We start from the raw sequence: 16,466 nt of genomic DNA on the forward strand, positions 1-16,466 counted from the left end.
ACCTACCCGGCCGCCGGGGCGGGGGTCAGGAAGCCACCCGCCGCCGCGCCGATCGTCCGCGCCCGTTTCGGTGCCGGCTTGATGCGGACAGACCCCGTGTCGGAAGCATGCAACTCGACGATGACACGGCTTTCAGGCTGATCGAAGGGGAAGGCGGCGGTGCCCCGAAGCCGCTGTGCCGGAACAGTCACAAGTAGGGTACCCGTCAGACTGTCGATCAGGGACAGCGCCGGAATGCGGCCCGGCTTCTCCGCCGTCAGGATCAATCTTGCCGGACGCAAACCGCGCCATCCGCCCTCGACACGATAGGCGATCGACGTCGGCGCCGGTCCGGCCGCTGCATCGACCGGCGGGGGCGCTATGGAGCGGGCCGAGGACGTCAGCGGAGGCACATGCCGCTCCGACTCGATCAGCAACGGCACCGGCCGGGCTGTCAGCATCGGTGCGGGCGGAATATCCAACGCGGCGGCGGCAATGCGGCGGACGGAGGCCGGGATCGTCTCCCCCTCGATATGCTCATGCCGGAGAAGCCGACCGTCCAGCAGTTGCGGCAGGTCGTCGGCCAGGGCCGCGAGGCCCTGCACATCCTCAGGGTGCCGCTCCAACGCGGCCTGCCAGCGGTCTGCGGCGTCGATGGCGTCGCGCAACTCCGTCATGCGGTCGTGAAGGTGTTTCAGATCGGCGACGCGGGCTAGAACCGGGTTCTCGAACCACAGTTCGACGGCCATGCGCGTATCACCCCGCGCCATGGCCCGCTCGAAGGCCAGGATCAGCGGCGCGAACGGATCGCGGGCGGTGGGCGGCGCCGGGAAGGGATCGGGCAAGCCAGCCTCCGCCCGGGCGCACCAGGGGCAGGCCTTTAGCGCGGCATCGTGATGGTGGTGCGGTTTGCGGGCGCAGCTCTCCAGATCGGCCAGCGCGATGCACAGCGCCTCTTGCCATTCGGCGGCGCTGGGCCGGGCATCCGGGTCCGCATGTCCGGCGATGAAGGCGCGCCGGAACAGGGCGTCTAGGCCGGGGGCCAGTTCATCCGGCGCCACCATGCCCGGCACCGGCCGAAGTTTCGCGCCAGGACGGAACGGCCAGTCGCCGCTGCGGATCAGTTGATCGCGCGGCGGCGGATCCCCCGCGCCCATCCATTCCCCGGTCCAGGGATGGGCGCCGGTCAGCAGGTGATAGATCAGGACCGCCAGGCCAAACCGGTCCGACCGGACGTCGCGCGGATGCTCGTCGAAGCGGCGGCCGATCCATTCCGGTGCGGTATGGCCTTCGCTGCCGACGGTGCACAGATGGGCCACACCGTCCGGCCCGTCAATCTGCACGGAATCGCAGTCGATCATTGTCGCAAGCGCACGACCGCCGACCAGAATATTCTCGGGCCTGACGTCGCCGACCACGATGTCCAGATCGTGCAGATAGTCGAACAGGAAGGCGACATTGGCGGCGACGGCGTGCAGGAAATGCCAATCCATCTCCGCCGCCCGGCGCGCCCGCAGTTTCGGATTGGCCAGGGCGGTCAGGCTGCGGGCGTCGGCGACGGCGGGCAGGATCGTCCCTGCCGCGTCTCCAGCCGCGTTCCAGACCGTTGAGACCGGCCAGGCGAAGTTCACATGCCTTGCATCCAGGGACGGGTCCTGCGGCGCCAGGGCTGGCAGAGCCCTCAATTTCGCGCGCAGCCGAGCGGAGGGCGCATGGTGCAGCTTGATCAACCGCCCGGGATCGTTGGCGTCGCGGAAAACCGTGGCTTCGCCGCTGTCGCCGATCCGCTCTCCCAGAGAGAGCCGTACCCCGTTATCGTCAAACAGGTCGGGTCGGGGAATGTTCGACGGTCGGATCGCCATTGCCGCGCCTCAGCCGTCCAGGCCGCGCCAGCCGCAGACCATCAGCGTCAGGTCGTCTTCGACCTTGGCAGACAGGCGATCCGACGCCAGGAAGGCGCGGATGCCGTCATGCACCTCCAGGGCGCTGCCGGATTGGCGGGTGAAAAGGTCGATGGGTGAAAAGAAGGGGGCGTGCGGCGTCTGCGCGCGATTGTCGACCGAAACGGCGGCCAGGCCGTCGGTGGCCGCACTGACGAACCGTACCGGACCTTCCAGGGAGCGCACGCGCAAACGATCGGCCGCATCGGGATCGGTCACGAAGCTTGTCTCATTTGCGTACTCGCCGCGATCCGGCTGGATCAGCAGGGTGTAATCCTGATGCGACAGGCGCGCCACGACGATACCGTCCCCGATTTGGGCTACCGATACGCCATTCGGGGCCAAGGCCACGACCGTCAGGGTGCAGGCCAGGTCGTCGAGCGACAGCCGGTTGTCGTTGGCTGTTTCGCGAATGGCGGCCTGAACCGTGTTGGTGAGACCGTCGAACAGGCGTTCCGGCGACAGGCGGCTAACTGCGCCGCGCAGGCCGGGGGCATCCGCGATGCGATCGCGGATCCAGGGCAGGGCGGCATCGACGGCGGCGCGCGCGCCCAGATGGCTGAACCTCGCCGATCCCGCGCCGTCGGCGAAGGCGGCGATCACGGTGTTTTCGTCAGGCAGAGCCAGGCGCCCGAAATCCTGGCAGGGAATGCCCGCGCGGCGGTGCGATGCGCCTTGCCGGTAGTCGAGGGCCGCCATCCAGGACATGATCGCCGTGCCTCCTCGCCTAGGGATGAATTTCCGCCCAGCCGTGAACCGGTGGCAGGGCCAGGGTTTCGCCGCCGATGCGGCTCATCGATACGCGCCGCACACTGGCGGACAGCCAGCGGAACAGATCGCGGAACATCAGGCCGCGCAGCATCAGCGGCGGCCGGTTCGGGGAGGAGATTTCGCGCAGGATGTCCATATCCGCGCCCTGAACCCCGACGGTGAAGAAGGTTGCGCGGCCGGTCAGATCCGCTTCCTGCATGCGCATGGCCGCGTGCTGCCAGGCTTCGCCGTCCGTCGGCGCGCCATCCGTGATCAGGAAAATCCAGGGCCGGTAATAGTGTATCCCGTTGGAGCGATAGACCGCCTTGCGGGCTTCCACCATGCGCAGTCCCAGGTCCATGGCTTCGCCCATGGGCGTGTTCCCGGACGCTTCCAGCTGCGGGGGACCCAATTCGTCGACCGTCACGAAATCCTGGACCATACGCACATCGCCGCCGAAAGCGACAATCGATAACTCGACCCTGAGGCTCGCCAGTTCGTCGGACAGGATGTGATGCTGGAAAGAGCGCAGCCCGGCATTCAGCTCTGCGATCGGTTCGCCGCGCATCGATGCCGACGTGTCCAGCAGCAATGCCACCGGACACCGGTTCTCCGGATTGTGAACGAACTCGGGAAGGCCAAGTCCCATGCCGTCTCGTTCCCGTCTTTCGATAACCACCAGATCGACGCCCGAATCGCCTGCCAGGGTGTAGGGCGCCCCAATCACTTACCGATTCGTTCAGCAAGTTTTGTGCCAGCATATCAAGTTATTTTAGATATTGAACAGGTAATCTCTATAAATCTAGGAGGCCGAATCCCTATCGATACATCAGGAAACGGAAGATTCCCTGAATCCGCTAAGGATTCGTCTCAAATAGAGATCTGTTTTTTTCGCTAGCTCTGGCCGGCGGGACTGATGTCGGCAGGCGTTACGGCGGCCTTCCGTTCGTTCCGGAACGGCTGTGCCAACTGTCCCAGGAAATCATCGGGCATCGGTCCGTCGATACCGATATCGACCGGCGGGCGATAGGACGCGTTGTAATAAGTGCCGAACAGAAGGTCGAACAGGACGAGGTTCTCGCCGTAATTCTTGTTGCCCTCGCGCAGATCCTTGGAATGGTGGAACCGGTGCAGCGTAGGCGTATTGAAGACATACGACAGCCAGCCGAACCGCATATCGACATTGCAATGGGTCAGCATGCCGATGAAGGCGGTGGTCGCGCTGGTCAGCTTGAAGACTTCGATCGGCGCCCCCGCGAGGAACAATAGCGGCTGGCTCAGCAGGATCGAAACCGCCGTGTCGACGAAGTGAAAGCGGCCGGTGTTGATAAAGCTCAACCGCTTGGCGCTGTGATGGACGGCGTGAAAGCGCCAGAACAGGGGCACTTCGTGGGACAGCCGGTGGGCGGCGTAGAGGCCGGCCTCGATCACGACCAGACCCAGCGCGACCTGCGCCAGCAACGGCCATTCGGTCGGCCAGATGTTCAGGCCCGATTCCGCGAAATTTTCGGCCAAACCGAAAACCGCGCCGACGACGATCAATACCTGCGCGACGCCCTTGCTCAACGCGGTATGCGCCAGATCGACCCAGATCTGTCCGTCGTTCTTCAGCCAGGCCCGCTCGAAAGGCAGGGCCCGCTCGGCAAAAAACAGCACGACCGCCAGCGCCAGATAGGCAATGTTGAACAGCAGAAAGCCACTGTCGTGCAGAACGCCGTAAATCGTCGTGCCGAGGCAGAGCGCGAGGAGCCCGGGCCAAAGCCCGTACCGAACCAACGTCGTCGTAATATGTCGCATTCGGAATCCGTCGCCGATTGAGCGTGAGTGACACCGACAACGGAGACTGCCGGCTGAACAAAATGGGCCGCACAGAGTGGTGTGTGCGGTGCAGCAGGCTATTTGTTACGAATCGACGTAGTTTTCAAGTCGTTCTGTTTAAATTTGCCGAATATGCGCCCTATCCGTGCCGAGCCAGGCGAGCAGCGCCGGCAGAACGATCATTGTCGATAAAATGATCGCGATCATGGCGACGCTGAGCAGCATTCCCATGCTGGAAATCCCTGAATTACTTACGATTCCCAGTGTTGCGAAGGAGGCGAGAGTGGTCCCGCCGCTGAGCAGAACAGCCCGGGGCGTGGAGGACTTCAGAACGGCGCTCAGGTCGCCCTCTTCACGCCACCTTGCCACAAAATGAACACCATTATCGACCCCGAGCCCCAGGATGAGTGGCAAAACGATCACATTCGCGACGTTGAACGGGATGCCGGCCAGGACGCCGAAAGCCGTCGTTGCCGCCCCGGCCAGGATCAGGGGAATGAGAACCAGGATGGCGTCGCGCAGGCTGCGCAACCGCCAGATCAGGAAGGCCAGGATCACGCCCAGAGCGATTACGACCGCCTGCTGAAATGCGGCGACGACGATCTTGCCGGTCCCCGCTTCCAGTACAGGACGGCCGGTGGCATCGGGATACAGGGCGGTTACCGCGTCGACGAAGTCACCCAGCGCCGCGAAATCCCGCAGGTCCTCCTTGGGCAGGACGGCGATCCGAACGCCGCCATCCGGCGCGACATACCGGTCGACCATGTCCTGTGGCAGACCCGACAGCGTGAAGGCACGGGCCCCCAACGCGTCCTTCAATCCTTCCAGCGTGACTCGCAAGGGCGTCGTCAGCCGGTCCTCGAACGCCGCAGCGTCCGCGTCGCCCAATGCGTCGAGCCCATCGACAAGCCGTTCGCGGCTCTCCGGCGGCAGGTCGTCCCAGGATTGCGCACGCAGATCGCGCAAGGCAGCCAGTGCTCCACCTTCGCCGGCGGCGTCATTGGCTGAGGGAGGCGTTAGTGCCGGCCAGAGGAAGACCGCCGCCTCTTCGATCATCGCCTGCTTCAGGTCCGCTTCGGCTGGAACGAGGTCATCCAGCGTCCGCACACCGGCGACTTCCGGCAGGGCGCGCAGTCTGTCCGCCGCCGCTTCGGCCGCCGGCCGGTCGGCGAATGGGATAGACAGGGTATAGGGGGTGATCGCCCCATCCTGCTGCAGGTCGATCAGGGTCTGGACGGATTCCGCTTTCGGGTCCTTGAGCGCCAACGTGTTGAAGTCGAATTCCGCCCGGGTCGACAGGGCGAGCGCCGCAATCGATAGGATGGCGGCCGCCACCACGACCGGCCGCTTCCGTCGGTCGATCCAGCCACCGACCGCACCGCCGCCCGGCATCGTGGCATGCGCGCCGCCAGGCAGCCGCATCAGGCTGAACAGGGCCGGAAGGACGGTCAAACTGGCGATCAGCGCCAGGACCATCCCGGCGGCCGCGATCTGGCCCAACTCCGCCAAGCCCCGGTAATCGGTGGGCCAAAAGGACAGGAACCCGACCGCCGACGTCACCGCGCAGAGCCCCAGAGTCCCACCGCAACTGGCCGCGGACCGCTTGGCCGCGCCCGGCGCGTTGGGTGTGTTCGTAGCCTCTTCTCGGTAGCGAAGGGCATAGTGGATTGCGAAATCGATGCCCAGCCCGATGAAGAGCACCGAGAAGACGATCGAAAGAAGTGTCAGGGAGCCGACCGCCAGTGTCGCGAAGCCGAAGGTCCAGGCCAAGCCGCAGAACAACGCGCCAAAACAGCCAACGATAGCGCGCCAGGATCGGAATCCGATGATGAGCACGAAAGCCAGCAAGGTAAGCGACAGGGCCCCCGCCATTTGGATATCCGCAACGGCGTGGGTCATTTCCTCCTTCGACAAGGGCCCGCGCCCGGTCAGGCGCATCGAAATGCCGCGCGCCTCGAAATCAAGATCGCGCGCCGCGGCCCGGATCAGGCCGGTACCGTCTCCGCCGACGGCGCTTTCTTCCCCGTCGAGCCTCCCTTGAAGCAGGAGAATTCGGCGGTTCGATGCCAGATCCAACCCCGCATCCGGTCCAAGGGCAAAGCGGGTCCAGGACACGGAGTTGGGGGCCCCTGACGCGGTTTCGCGCGCCGCCGTTTCGATCATTGCGGCCAGGGCCGTTCGCGCGCCTTGGAATTCTGGATCGTTGGCGCCGAGGGCCCGCATTCTGTCGGCCAGATCGGCGATGCCGCGCAGGCTGGGGTCCTGGGCCAGGATGGCGATGGCCGGCTCGGCAGCGGCCAACCGATCGATTGCTTGTTCCAACGTGTCCGGCGTGAGATAGAGCAGCCCGTTCCGGCGTAGGAAGGGATCGGTGCCGGGCGCCCGGATGGCGTGAAAGACGCCGTTGTTCCGCGCTTCAAGTTCTGCCGCTAGTTCCATTTGTGCGGCCACGGCGGTTTCCGGACTGGGCGCGTCGATTACGGCAATGTTTGTGCGCCGGTCATAGGTAAAGCGGTCCTTATAGGCGTTGTAATTTTGCAGGAAGGGCACATCTTCCGGCAGGAGCGCATAGGCGTCCGGATTAAGTGACAGGTACCGGATGGCGCCGAGAACGGACAACACCGCGACCATCACGGCAGCCGCCAACACGACGAGAGGGCGCCGCGCGGAGAATTCGGACAGTAGCGTCATTCCGTGGCGGATTGGGTTCGTTTCTGTCATATGGCGGAGATATCGCGGGTCAAGACATTGGAAGCTTCGTGGGCCACGTTACGGGGAAACGGCACGCGAACCAACATTTAGGAGTTTTTGTTGATGGCACTTGTTTCTGGGACCCTGTCCCGACGTTCGTTTGTCGCGGCTGTTGCTGCAACCGGATTCGCGGTTTCGGCGCCGGTCGCCATCGCCGCGGGCACGCCTGCCAAACCCGCGGAGATCGTGGCTGCACTAGGCCAGGATTTGGGTAAGCTGGCCGGAGATTCCAAGGCCATGAATGGTGCACAGCGGTTGGACGCGGTCTCGGATCTGCTCCACCGATATTTCGATCTGCCGAAGATTGCCGCCAACACGATCGGCGCGCGGCGCTTCCGCGGTCTCAGCGAGAGTCAGCAGGCTGACTTTGTCGAAGCCTATACCCGCTTCACCGTCGCCAGCTACATCCGCCGTCTGCCGCAGTTTGACGCGACTGGGTTTGCCGTCGGCGCGGTCAACGACGGCCCGTCTGGTTTGGCGGCCGTGCGTGCGACCTATTCCGGCCCTCAGTCCGGTCAATCCGTGCTGGACTTCGTGCTGACCGATACGCCGAATGGATACCGCATCGTGGATCTGCGGATCGACGGCGATATCAGCGAATTGGCGGTCCGCCGGGCTGAGGTCTCCAAGGTTCTGGACGATAAGGGCTTCGACGGGCTGATCGCGCTGTTGCGAGACCGCACGGCGGCCCTGTCGGAAGGCTAGGGTCACCATGACGGGCTGGAACGGGCTGCGGGGCGCCGGCATTCTGTTGGTGATTGTCACCGTCGCCGGATTGATCGGCAGGTGGGACGATGCTGCGTTAGAGAGCCTTATCCCGGCCTTGCGCCAGACGAATGCGTATTACGATCCCTTCCGGTTTTGGATTTCGGTCGGGATTCTGGGGCTTTTCCTGATTTGGGCAGGCTGGTACCTCCACCGTCACCACGGCCCGGAACGGCCGCTTCCGGTCGTCTGGTCGCCCATCCTCTTCTGGTCCTGTATTGCCGTCAGCCCAGTCTTCCTATTGTCGCACCACGGCCTGTTGCCGGATTTTCTGTTCGTGGAAGATGGGCCGATGGAATATCTGACCGTCCTGCTTCTGGTGGCCTCCGCGGCCTTTGCGGGGCTGGCCGCCCGCCGCCAAACGCTGCCGAAGCCGGACCGGATCCTGCTGTGGGTTTTCTTCGGGGGCATGCTGTTCCTGGCGCTGGAAGAGATCAGCTGGGGCCAGCGGATTTTCGGCATCGAGACGCCGGAAGCGCTTAAGGAAAGCAACGTCCAGGGCGAGATCAACCTGCACAACCTGACTGTCGGCTGGAACGAGGTCGTCCGAATGGTTCTGGCCTGCATCCTGTCCGCCGTGCTGCTGTTGCTGCCGCGAGACGCGGTGCCGGGCCTGAGGGGGCGGTTCATGGCATTGAAGCCCGACGGTCGCTACCTGCCGCTGATCCCGATCCTGCTTGCCTCACATCTCTATGACGAATGGTTCGAGCAGGTCGTGTCCTTCGCGATCGTCAGCTATGCATGGCTGATCTACCGGCGTTCGAATTCCACCCAATCGACATTGGTGTAGCTGCGCAGGGTCCGCCAGTTCCGTTCCGCGCGACCGTCGTGCAATCGCAGCTCGTCGCCGGCATTCAGGACATAGCGTACATACCGATCGGTTCTTTCGGCCGGTGCTCGGTCAGCGGTCAGGGTGCCGTCGATCGGTTCGCCGACGGTATGGAAGGTGACAGTGACGTCCTGTGCGGCCCGAATACCCCGAATCCAACCGCGATCGAACCTGTGGCCGAGATAGTGCAGATAGGGGGAAAGCCCGGCCGCTGCACCGTCTTCGGACACATCGTGGGGATCGCCGTCGGCCTCGCCCAGGCGCAATCCATTGGACTGGCCCAAATCCAGGTGGACGGTCCAATGCAGCGGCTCTCCCTGAGATGCCTGGGCGGCCGACGCGAAGTCGTCATAGACTGGGTGATAGGTCGCCCCTTCCGCGATGGTTGCCCAGATTGAGCTGGCCGGGACCTGCATCCGCTGAAGCTCCAGAGTTTCAGCGGTTGTTAATAGGGAACCATGCTGGATCGGCGCCAATCCATAGGTCGGATCCAGCAGGATCTGGGATCCATCGTCCAGATTGACCCCAACAATCGAATGACCGTTATGGGGGGTGACTAGATTAACCTGGGTCGTGTCGATTCCGAGCTGGCGCAGGATAAAGACAGACGCACGCGAAGCGCTGTCGCAGGCCCCCTCGATCAGGATCGTCTCGATGGCGCCGCTCTGGACCCGGAGGATTTCGGGCAGGACCTGATTTGTCAGATAAGGCTGCAGGCGAAACAGCAGAGAGGGCGAAGACAGATCCCGTTGGCTGTAGAATCTGTAGACTGCGGCTGCGACGCGTCTGGCCCGTTCAGGAATAGGCAGAGACGCGTCGTCGCCGGCCGAGACGGCAAAAGCGCGGGCTTCCGATTTCGCGTAGCTCTCCAACACCGTCTTGGCGACGGTTGAGACTAGCAGAACAAGGATAATCCCGGCGGCACACGTCAGTCCTGCCCATCGAAGCAGGCGCATGACGTGCCGGCCGTCTTGGGCCAGGTCAGGCGTCGACTTCGGTTTCGATCCCACGCTCGCTCAGCAGATCGCTCAACTCGCCGGTTTCGAACATTTCCCGGACGATGTCGCAACCGCCGACGAATTCACCCTTCACGTAAAGCTGCGGGATGGTCGGCCAGTTGGAGAATTCCTTGATGCCTTCACGGACCGCCATGTCGTCCAGAACGTTCACGCCCTTGAACGGCACGCCCATATGGTTCAGCACCTGGACCACCGCGGCGGAGAAACCGCATTGCGGGAAAACCGGCGTGCCCTTCATGAACAGCACCACGTCCGTCGCGTCGATTTCGCCCTGGATGCGGCTTTGCGTTTGATCGTCCATCTCTACTTCCTTCCTAGCGGGGCCTGATCTCAGATCGCCCCGGATGTCATGCGTCTTCCGGCACCGCTGTCTGCAGCGCCAGCGCGTGCAACTCACCGCCCATGCGGCCCTTCAGGGCGGCATAGACCATCTGATGTTGTTGGACGCGGGACTTGCCGGCGAAGGCGGCGGACTTCACGAAGGCGGCGTAATGGTCGCCGTCGCCGCGCAGGTCGTTGATGATGACCTCGGCATCCGGCAGTGCCTCCTTGATGAAGCGTTCAATGTCGCCTGCACTCATCGGCATGGTCTTAGCCCCCTTACAGATCGTGCCTTAGGATCACGTCCAATCGGCGCCGGCCATGTAGTTCGGCAGGCGCGTCTCGTTAACCTTGGCCAGTTGTTCCAGCGATATGGTGTCGCCTCCGGGCAGCGTCAACGAGCGCCCGATTGTGATGCCGACACGCTGGGCCGGGACCCCTGCCGCCGCGCAGGCGGACAGGACGGCTTTCTCATCGTCCACCGCCACAAGGTAGCGGGCTTGGTCTTCGCCGTACAGCCATGCATGAATGCCGAAACCCGGAGGGGCCGCATCCAGGGTCGCGCCGACTCCGCCGGCCATCGCCATTTCGGCGACCGCGACCGCCAGCCCGCCATCCGACAGGTCATGACAGGCCCGAACCAGGCCCTTGTGGATCAACCCGCGCACGCAGTCGCCATTGCGGCGCTCGACCGTCAGATCGACCTTCGGCGCGGGCCCGGCATCGCGGCCGACCACGTCACGCAGATAGATCGACCGGTCGAGATGCCCCTTGGACTCGCCGATCAGGATCAGGATCTGACCGATCTTCTTCAGGGCCAGACCCACCGCCTTGGCCGCATCGTCGATCAGACCGACGCCGCCGATCACCGGGGTGGGCAGGATCGCCTCGCCATTGGTTTCGTTGTAGAGCGACACGTTGCCGGACACGACGGGGAAGTCGAGCGTCTTCGCAGCGGCGCTCATGCCTTTCACCGCACCGACGAACTGACCCATGATGCGCGGGCGTTCCGGATTGCCGAAATTCATGTTGTTGGTGATCGCCAGCGGCGTCGCCCCGGTCGCGGTGATGTTGCGCCAGGCCTCCGCCACCGCCTGGGCGCCGCCGGTGATCGGGTCGGCAAGGCAATAGCGCGGGGTGCAGTCGGTTGTCACCGCGACGGCCTTCTTGCGGCCGGGAAGGCGCACAATAGCGGCGTCTGCCGCGCCAGGCGCCCGTACCGTCTCGCCGCCAATCAGGTGGTCATACTGTTCCCAGATCCAACGGCGGGAGCACAGATCGGGGGAGCCGATCAGTTTCTTCAGCGCGTCACCGGGGCTCAACGGATGATCGATTTCGCCGACCGGCGCGGAGGCCGGGGTCGGCTCCCACGGGCGCTCATACATCGGGGAGGCATCGACCAGCGGCGCGACGGGAATGTCGCCCGCGGTTTCGCCATGCCATTTCAGGGTCAGGTTGCCGGTATCCGTGACCGTGCCGATGACCGCGAAATCCAGCTCCCACTTGTCGAAGATCGCCTTGGCCTCGTCCTCGCGGCCGGGCTTCAGGACCATCAGCATGCGTTCCTGGCTTTCGGACAGCATCAGCTCATAGGGCGTCATGCCCTCTTCGCGCATCGGAACGCGGTCGAGCTGCAATTCGATCCCGACGCCGCCCTTGTCCGCCATTTCGACGGAAGACGAGGTCAGACCGGCCGCGCCCATATCCTGAATGGACACGATGGCGTCCGTCGCCATCAATTCCAGGCAGGCTTCCAGCAGCAGCTTTTCGGTGAAGGGGTCGCCGACCTGGACGGTGGGGCGCTTCTCTTCGGAATCCTCGGTGAATTCGGCCGAGGCCATGGTCGCGCCGTGAATGCCGTCGCGGCCCGTCTTGGACCCGACATAGACGACCGGGTTCCCGATGCCCGATGCCTTCGAATAGAAGATCTTGTCGGTACGGGCCAGGCCGACGGTCATGGCGTTGACCAGGATATTGCCGTTATAGGCCTTGTCGAAATTGACCTCGCCGCCGACGGTCGGAATGCCCATGCAATTCCCGTAGCCGCCGATGCCGGCGACGACGCCGGACACCAGATGGCGGGTTTTCGGATGGCTGGGATCGCCGAAGCGCAGGGCGTTCAGGTTGGCGATCGGCCGCGCGCCCATGGTGAAGACGTCGCGCATGATGCCGCCGACGCCGGTCGCCGCGCCCTGATAGGGTTCGATGAAGCTGGGGTGGTTGTGGCTTTCGATCTTGAAGACCGCCGCGTCGCCGTCACCGATATCCACCACGCCGGCATTCTCGCCCGGCCCCTGAATGACCTGCGGCCCTTCGGTCGGCAGGGTCTTCAGCCAGACGCGCGACGATTTGTAGGAGCAATGCTCCGACCACATCACCGAGAAGATCCCCAGTTCCGTGATATTGGGCGCGCGCCCCATGATGTTGAGAACGGTCTTGTACTCGTCCTTGGTCAGCCCGTGTTCGGCGACGACCTCGGGCGTGATGTCCACTTGGGGCAGCGACATGGAGTCCCTTCCGGCTGGCATGTTCGGAAATCGCCGGTTCTCTAGCCCGACTCAGACGCAAATGCAAAGGTTCCGAATCGCGAAACCGCCTTAGTCCGCCGGAACGACCTCCGGCACACCGTACAAGTCGGATAGCGTCTTTCCCTCGGCGATGGCAGCAAGGGCCTTCGCTTCTTTTGCCAGGATCGCACGGGCGGCTTCCAGGACGGTTTCCACGCGGGCGAGGGGGATGACGGTGACGCCGTCGGCGTCGCCCAGAATCAGGTCGCCAGGGGAGACGGGCAGGCCGCCGCAGGCGATGGGACCGTCAATGGCGCCGCCGAAATTCTTGTGCGGGCCGCGCGGGACCACGCCACGCGCGAAACAGGGGAAGCCCAGTTCGACGATTTCCTGGCTGTCCCGTACCGCGCCGTCGATTACCAGACCGGCGACGCCGCGCGCCAGACAGGCACGGGTCATCAGGCCGCCGAATACGGCGGAATCCGTGAAACCTTTCGCATCGCAGACCAGAACCTCGCCGGGCTCACATAGATTCAGGGCGGCGTGCAGGGCACTGTTGTCCGCGGCCATGCAGTCCACCGTGCGCGCCTGGGCGACAATCCGCATGGACGGCGCCAGCGGCGAGATTGCGGCCGCCATTGTCCAGCCGCGCTCCTGACAATCCGATGCGACGGCCGTCGGAATTTCGGCAAAAGCGTCGAGGATCGTTTGCGGCAGGCGGCGAAAATCGGTCTTGTGTTGACGGACGGGCATTGTGTTTTCCTTCCGGACGGGTCAGCGCATGCAGCGCCAGGCGGAAGTCATCTTCCGAACTTCGTCGTCGGTCATCTTGGCCCGCACCTGGTCAGGGATGAAGTTCTGCTCCACCCGCAACACGCCGATGCCGCCGTCGTCCGGGACATGCCACAGCAGATAGCCGCAATACAGTTCCGCCCGCTCCATCGTGCCCAGGAAGTCGACGGCGGCGAAGCTGGTCGGCACGCCGTTCGGGTCGGGCTTGCGGTACCAGGTCACGCGACCGTGCCGCCGGGCCGAGACTGCGCCGCCCTGTTCGGTGATCGTGGTCATCAGGTCCGTGAACTGTTCGAGCGTGAGCTGGTTTTGCAGGCCCGGAGCCAATTGACCGTAGGCTTCCGTGAACCGGCGCGCGTCCAACAATGCCCAGAATTGGGCCGTTGCGGCGGCAAGCTGCTCGTTCAGTTGCTGGGTCGGCTGCCAGGAATCCTGGGCGAGGGCCCGGGGTGAGGGTGCCCAGAGCGTCAGGACCAACAGAAGAAGCAGGGCGGCGGCGCGGGGTAACATGGCGGGCTCCCTTACGTGAGATCGGGCGGGTCAGCTCAGATCGACGGCATGATCCTTCAATGCCGCCAGGTCGCAGACTTCCAACGCCCGTTCATGGGTCGACAGCAGGGCGACGCGGGGCGCGCAGCCGGCCTCATAGGCCTCACGCCAGCGCGCGGCGCACAGGCACCATTGATCACCGGGATTGAGACCGGGAAAGCCATATTCCGGCATTGGGGTCGATAAGTCGTTGCCGCGCCGCCGGCTGAATTCCAGAAACTCCGCGGTCATCACCGCGCAGACCGTGTGAGAGCCGATATCTTCCGGTCCGGTATTGCAGCATCCGTCGCGGAAGAACCCAGTGACCGGATCGACGGAGCAGGGCATCAGCGCCTCGCCGATGACATTGCGCTGCGCGGGATGGGTATCGTTGGCGATGGACAAGGGGCACCTCTGTCGAAGGGGAACGATCGCGGCCAGCCCCACTTAAACAGGTTCGGTCCGGTCACGAAAGCCGGTCTCGGGTCCCCGCTGCTGCGTTATCCGACGACCCGGATGAACCGGCCGACCCGGTCACCGATCTCGGCGGTATGACCCGACAAGCCGTCCGCCTGATTGACGATTCCGCCGATTTCATCCCCGATCTGACGCACGGTGTCGGCGATCCGCTGGATCGCGGTCGAGGCATCCCGGGTACCGACGGAGGCCTGGGCGATATGTTCCGTGATCTCGCGGGTGGCGCCGGTTTGCTGGCGAATCCCGTCGCTGATTGCCACGGCAATGCTGGCGAGGTCTTCGATGATCTGAACCATCTCGTCGACGGCGGACACCGAAAGATCGGTCATCGTCAGGACCTTGCCGATTTCGTCTTCGATATCGCCGGTCGCCTTGCCGGTCTGGGTTGCCAGGGATTTCACCTCGTTGGCGACGACGGCGAAGCCCTTGCCGGATTCACCGGCGCGTGCGGCCTCGATCGTTGCGTTAAGCGCCAAAAGATTGGTCTGTCCGGCGATGTCGTTGATCAGCCCGACAATGTCTCGGATACCGCCGACCTGCTGCGAGAGCTGGCGGATCCGGTCCGTGGTCTGTCGACCGGTCGCGCGGGCCGCTTCGGAGACGTGTTCGGCACGCGATACGAGGCCGGAGATTTCCTGGATTGAGGCTGAGACCTGTTCCGTCGCCGTGGCGACATTGGCAACCGCTTGGGCGGCCTGATCCGCCGCCGTCACCACCGTCGTGGCCTCGCCTGCGGTCGAGTTGGACGAGCGGTTCATGGTTTGGGCGGAATTGTGGAGCTCTTTCGCGCTGGTTTCCAGCCGCTGCATAACGTGAGAGATGCCCGACCGAAAATCAGCGACCGCGCTGTGCAGGTTCTGGGCTTCCTCCGCGTCGCGTTGGCGGCGTCGCTCGGCCTCGGCCTCCAAACGGTGCCGTTCCGTCAGGCTGTCGCTGAAGGACAGCAAGGCCCGCCCGATCCGCCCGAATTCATCCCCGCGGCGGCTCGAATCGGTGTCCTGAAGCGACTCGCCCCTGCTCAGGCGTTCGACATCGCGGGTCAGGGCTGCAAAGGGTGCCGTCAGTTTGGTGACCGTCACAAAGGCCGCGCCGCCGATCAGGAAAATCGCCGCCAGCAGGATCGGGACATTGCGCTGCAGAAGCGACAGAAGCTGGGCGTCGAAGACTGCCTTGTCCAATCCGGCATAGAGCACGCCGACGACCTGACGGCCGCCCGGGGCGAAGATCGGCGTATATTGGGTGAAGTAGTCTCGCCCCAGGATCGTCGCTTCGCCGGTATAGGTTCCGCCTGTACTGACGACCGGATGGACGCGTCCGCCGGTGCCTAGCGCCGTGCCGACCGCCCGGCCGCCGTCGGGTAGTCGGATGTTGGTCGTCCGGCGCCAGAAATCCCCATTCGACGGTTCGTAGAGGAACAGGGTCACGGTCTCACCGGTAATACGGCCGATTTCGTCGACCAGACGGTGATCCCCGAAATCCGGCACCCCGTCCAGGATCAGACGCGGTGGCGCGTCCTCTGAAAACCGTGCTGAGAAACCCGGGAGGCGCTCCTGCAGAAGAGCGGCGGCGATCCGGATATTGGTCGATTGCTGGGCCTGAACCGTCGCTTTGAGGGTGCCGTGCATCGTAATCGCGACATCGGTAACGGCCACCGCGCCGAGAACGAATGTGGCAGCAACGATCGTGGCGACGATCTTTGAGCGAAAGCTGTTCAGCATGTGGGGTTCCAGTATGTGGGCGGGCTTGAAGCGAACTCATTTCAAATAAACATTGCGAATGCATGTTACAATTAATAAAAACAATAATTCAAATTATTGACATATATGATTATTGGTTTAGAGATGTTCTCAAAAATGAAGCCTGGTTGGCGGCAAATGAAGGATTTATGGAGTGTACCGCCACCAGGAATATCGGTTCCCTGTCGCAATATCCGACGCATTTTTTGGCTTCTTCACATAAAGTTCACCTATCATGTGGTGGCATGGGCTGG

The 16,466-nt window shown here is 63.8% G+C and carries 15 protein-coding genes; 2 read left to right on the forward strand and 13 right to left on the reverse strand.

All coding sequences use genetic code 11. From position 1 onward, the window contains the following. Positions 1-2: 2 nt before the first annotated feature. From ACO06O_RS05835 to ACO06O_RS05855, 5 genes are all read right to left on the reverse strand, one after another. Positions 3-1,841: a protein kinase domain-containing protein gene (locus tag ACO06O_RS05835; RefSeq protein WP_421877254.1), complete on the reverse strand. Its 1,839-nt coding sequence runs from the start codon at positions 1,839-1,841 to the stop codon at positions 3-5. Positions 1,842-1,850: 9 nt separating this feature from the next. Next, positions 1,851-2,627 carry a PP2C family serine/threonine-protein phosphatase gene (locus tag ACO06O_RS05840; RefSeq protein WP_421877256.1) on the reverse strand — a complete coding sequence of 259 codons (777 nt, stop codon included), beginning with the start codon at positions 2,625-2,627 and terminating at the stop codon, positions 1,851-1,853. Positions 2,628-2,646: 19 nt separating this feature from the next. After that, positions 2,647-3,396, reverse strand: a complete 750-nt coding sequence (locus ACO06O_RS05845) for a vWA domain-containing protein (protein ID WP_421877258.1) — start codon at positions 3,394-3,396, stop codon at positions 2,647-2,649. 167 nt (positions 3,397-3,563) lie between these two features. Further along, complete coding sequence (locus ACO06O_RS05850; protein WP_421877260.1) at positions 3,564-4,466, reverse strand: sterol desaturase family protein; 903 nt, start codon at positions 4,464-4,466, stop codon at positions 3,564-3,566. A gap of 138 nt (positions 4,467-4,604) precedes the next feature. Then, complete coding sequence (locus ACO06O_RS05855; protein WP_421877262.1) at positions 4,605-7,178, reverse strand: MMPL family transporter; 2,574 nt, start codon at positions 7,176-7,178, stop codon at positions 4,605-4,607. 123 nt (positions 7,179-7,301) lie between these two features. On the opposite strand from ACO06O_RS05855, the gene ACO06O_RS05860 reads away from it, so the two are divergent. Beyond that, positions 7,302-7,943: an MlaC/ttg2D family ABC transporter substrate-binding protein gene (locus ACO06O_RS05860; RefSeq protein WP_421877264.1), complete on the forward strand. Its 642-nt coding sequence runs from the start codon at positions 7,302-7,304 to the stop codon at positions 7,941-7,943. A 7-nt stretch (positions 7,944-7,950) separates the two neighbouring features. Next, positions 7,951-8,793, forward strand: a complete 843-nt coding sequence (locus ACO06O_RS05865; RefSeq protein ID WP_421877267.1) for a hypothetical protein — start codon at positions 7,951-7,953, stop codon at positions 8,791-8,793. Here ACO06O_RS05865 and ACO06O_RS05870 read toward each other — a convergent pair. From ACO06O_RS05870 to ACO06O_RS05905, 8 genes are all read right to left on the reverse strand, one after another. After that, positions 8,754-9,788, reverse strand: coding sequence for a hypothetical protein (locus tag ACO06O_RS05870; protein ID WP_421877270.1), 1,035 nt, complete (start codon positions 9,786-9,788; stop codon positions 8,754-8,756). The two genes, ACO06O_RS05865 and ACO06O_RS05870, sit on opposite strands and share 40 nt — an antisense overlap. A gap of 25 nt (positions 9,789-9,813) precedes the next feature. After that, positions 9,814-10,152: a Grx4 family monothiol glutaredoxin gene (grxD, locus tag ACO06O_RS05875; RefSeq protein WP_421877272.1), complete on the reverse strand. Its 339-nt coding sequence runs from the start codon at positions 10,150-10,152 to the stop codon at positions 9,814-9,816. Between the two features lie 46 nt (positions 10,153-10,198). Beyond that, a complete protein-coding gene (locus ACO06O_RS05880; protein WP_420417332.1) occupies positions 10,199-10,438 on the reverse strand; it encodes a BolA family protein in 240 nt (79 codons plus the stop codon). Positions 10,439-10,471: 33 nt separating this feature from the next. After that, the gene (gene purL / locus ACO06O_RS05885; protein ID WP_421877275.1) at positions 10,472-12,700 is read right to left on the reverse strand and encodes a phosphoribosylformylglycinamidine synthase subunit PurL; all 2,229 of its coding nucleotides are present in this window, start codon (positions 12,698-12,700) and stop codon (positions 10,472-10,474) included. 69 nt (positions 12,701-12,769) lie between these two features. After that, the gene (locus tag ACO06O_RS05890; RefSeq protein ID WP_421877278.1) at positions 12,770-13,432 is read right to left on the reverse strand and encodes an RraA family protein; all 663 of its coding nucleotides are present in this window, start codon (positions 13,430-13,432) and stop codon (positions 12,770-12,772) included. A gap of 21 nt (positions 13,433-13,453) precedes the next feature. Continuing rightward, the gene (locus ACO06O_RS05895; RefSeq protein ID WP_421877280.1) at positions 13,454-13,981 is read right to left on the reverse strand and encodes a DUF4019 domain-containing protein; all 528 of its coding nucleotides are present in this window, start codon (positions 13,979-13,981) and stop codon (positions 13,454-13,456) included. A gap of 30 nt (positions 13,982-14,011) precedes the next feature. Then, positions 14,012-14,404, reverse strand: a complete 393-nt coding sequence (locus tag ACO06O_RS05900) for a DUF2237 family protein (protein ID WP_421877282.1) — start codon at positions 14,402-14,404, stop codon at positions 14,012-14,014. Between the two features lie 95 nt (positions 14,405-14,499). Further along, entirely contained in the window at positions 14,500-16,194 is a 1,695-nt protein-coding gene (locus ACO06O_RS05905) for a methyl-accepting chemotaxis protein (RefSeq protein ID WP_421877285.1), read from the reverse strand. Positions 16,195-16,466 lie beyond the last annotated feature (272 nt).

Origin of the sequence: Pacificispira sp. (assembly GCF_965228185.1) — a bacterium.
Lineage (GTDB): Bacteria > Pseudomonadota > Alphaproteobacteria > UBA8366 > Aestuariispiraceae > Pacificispira.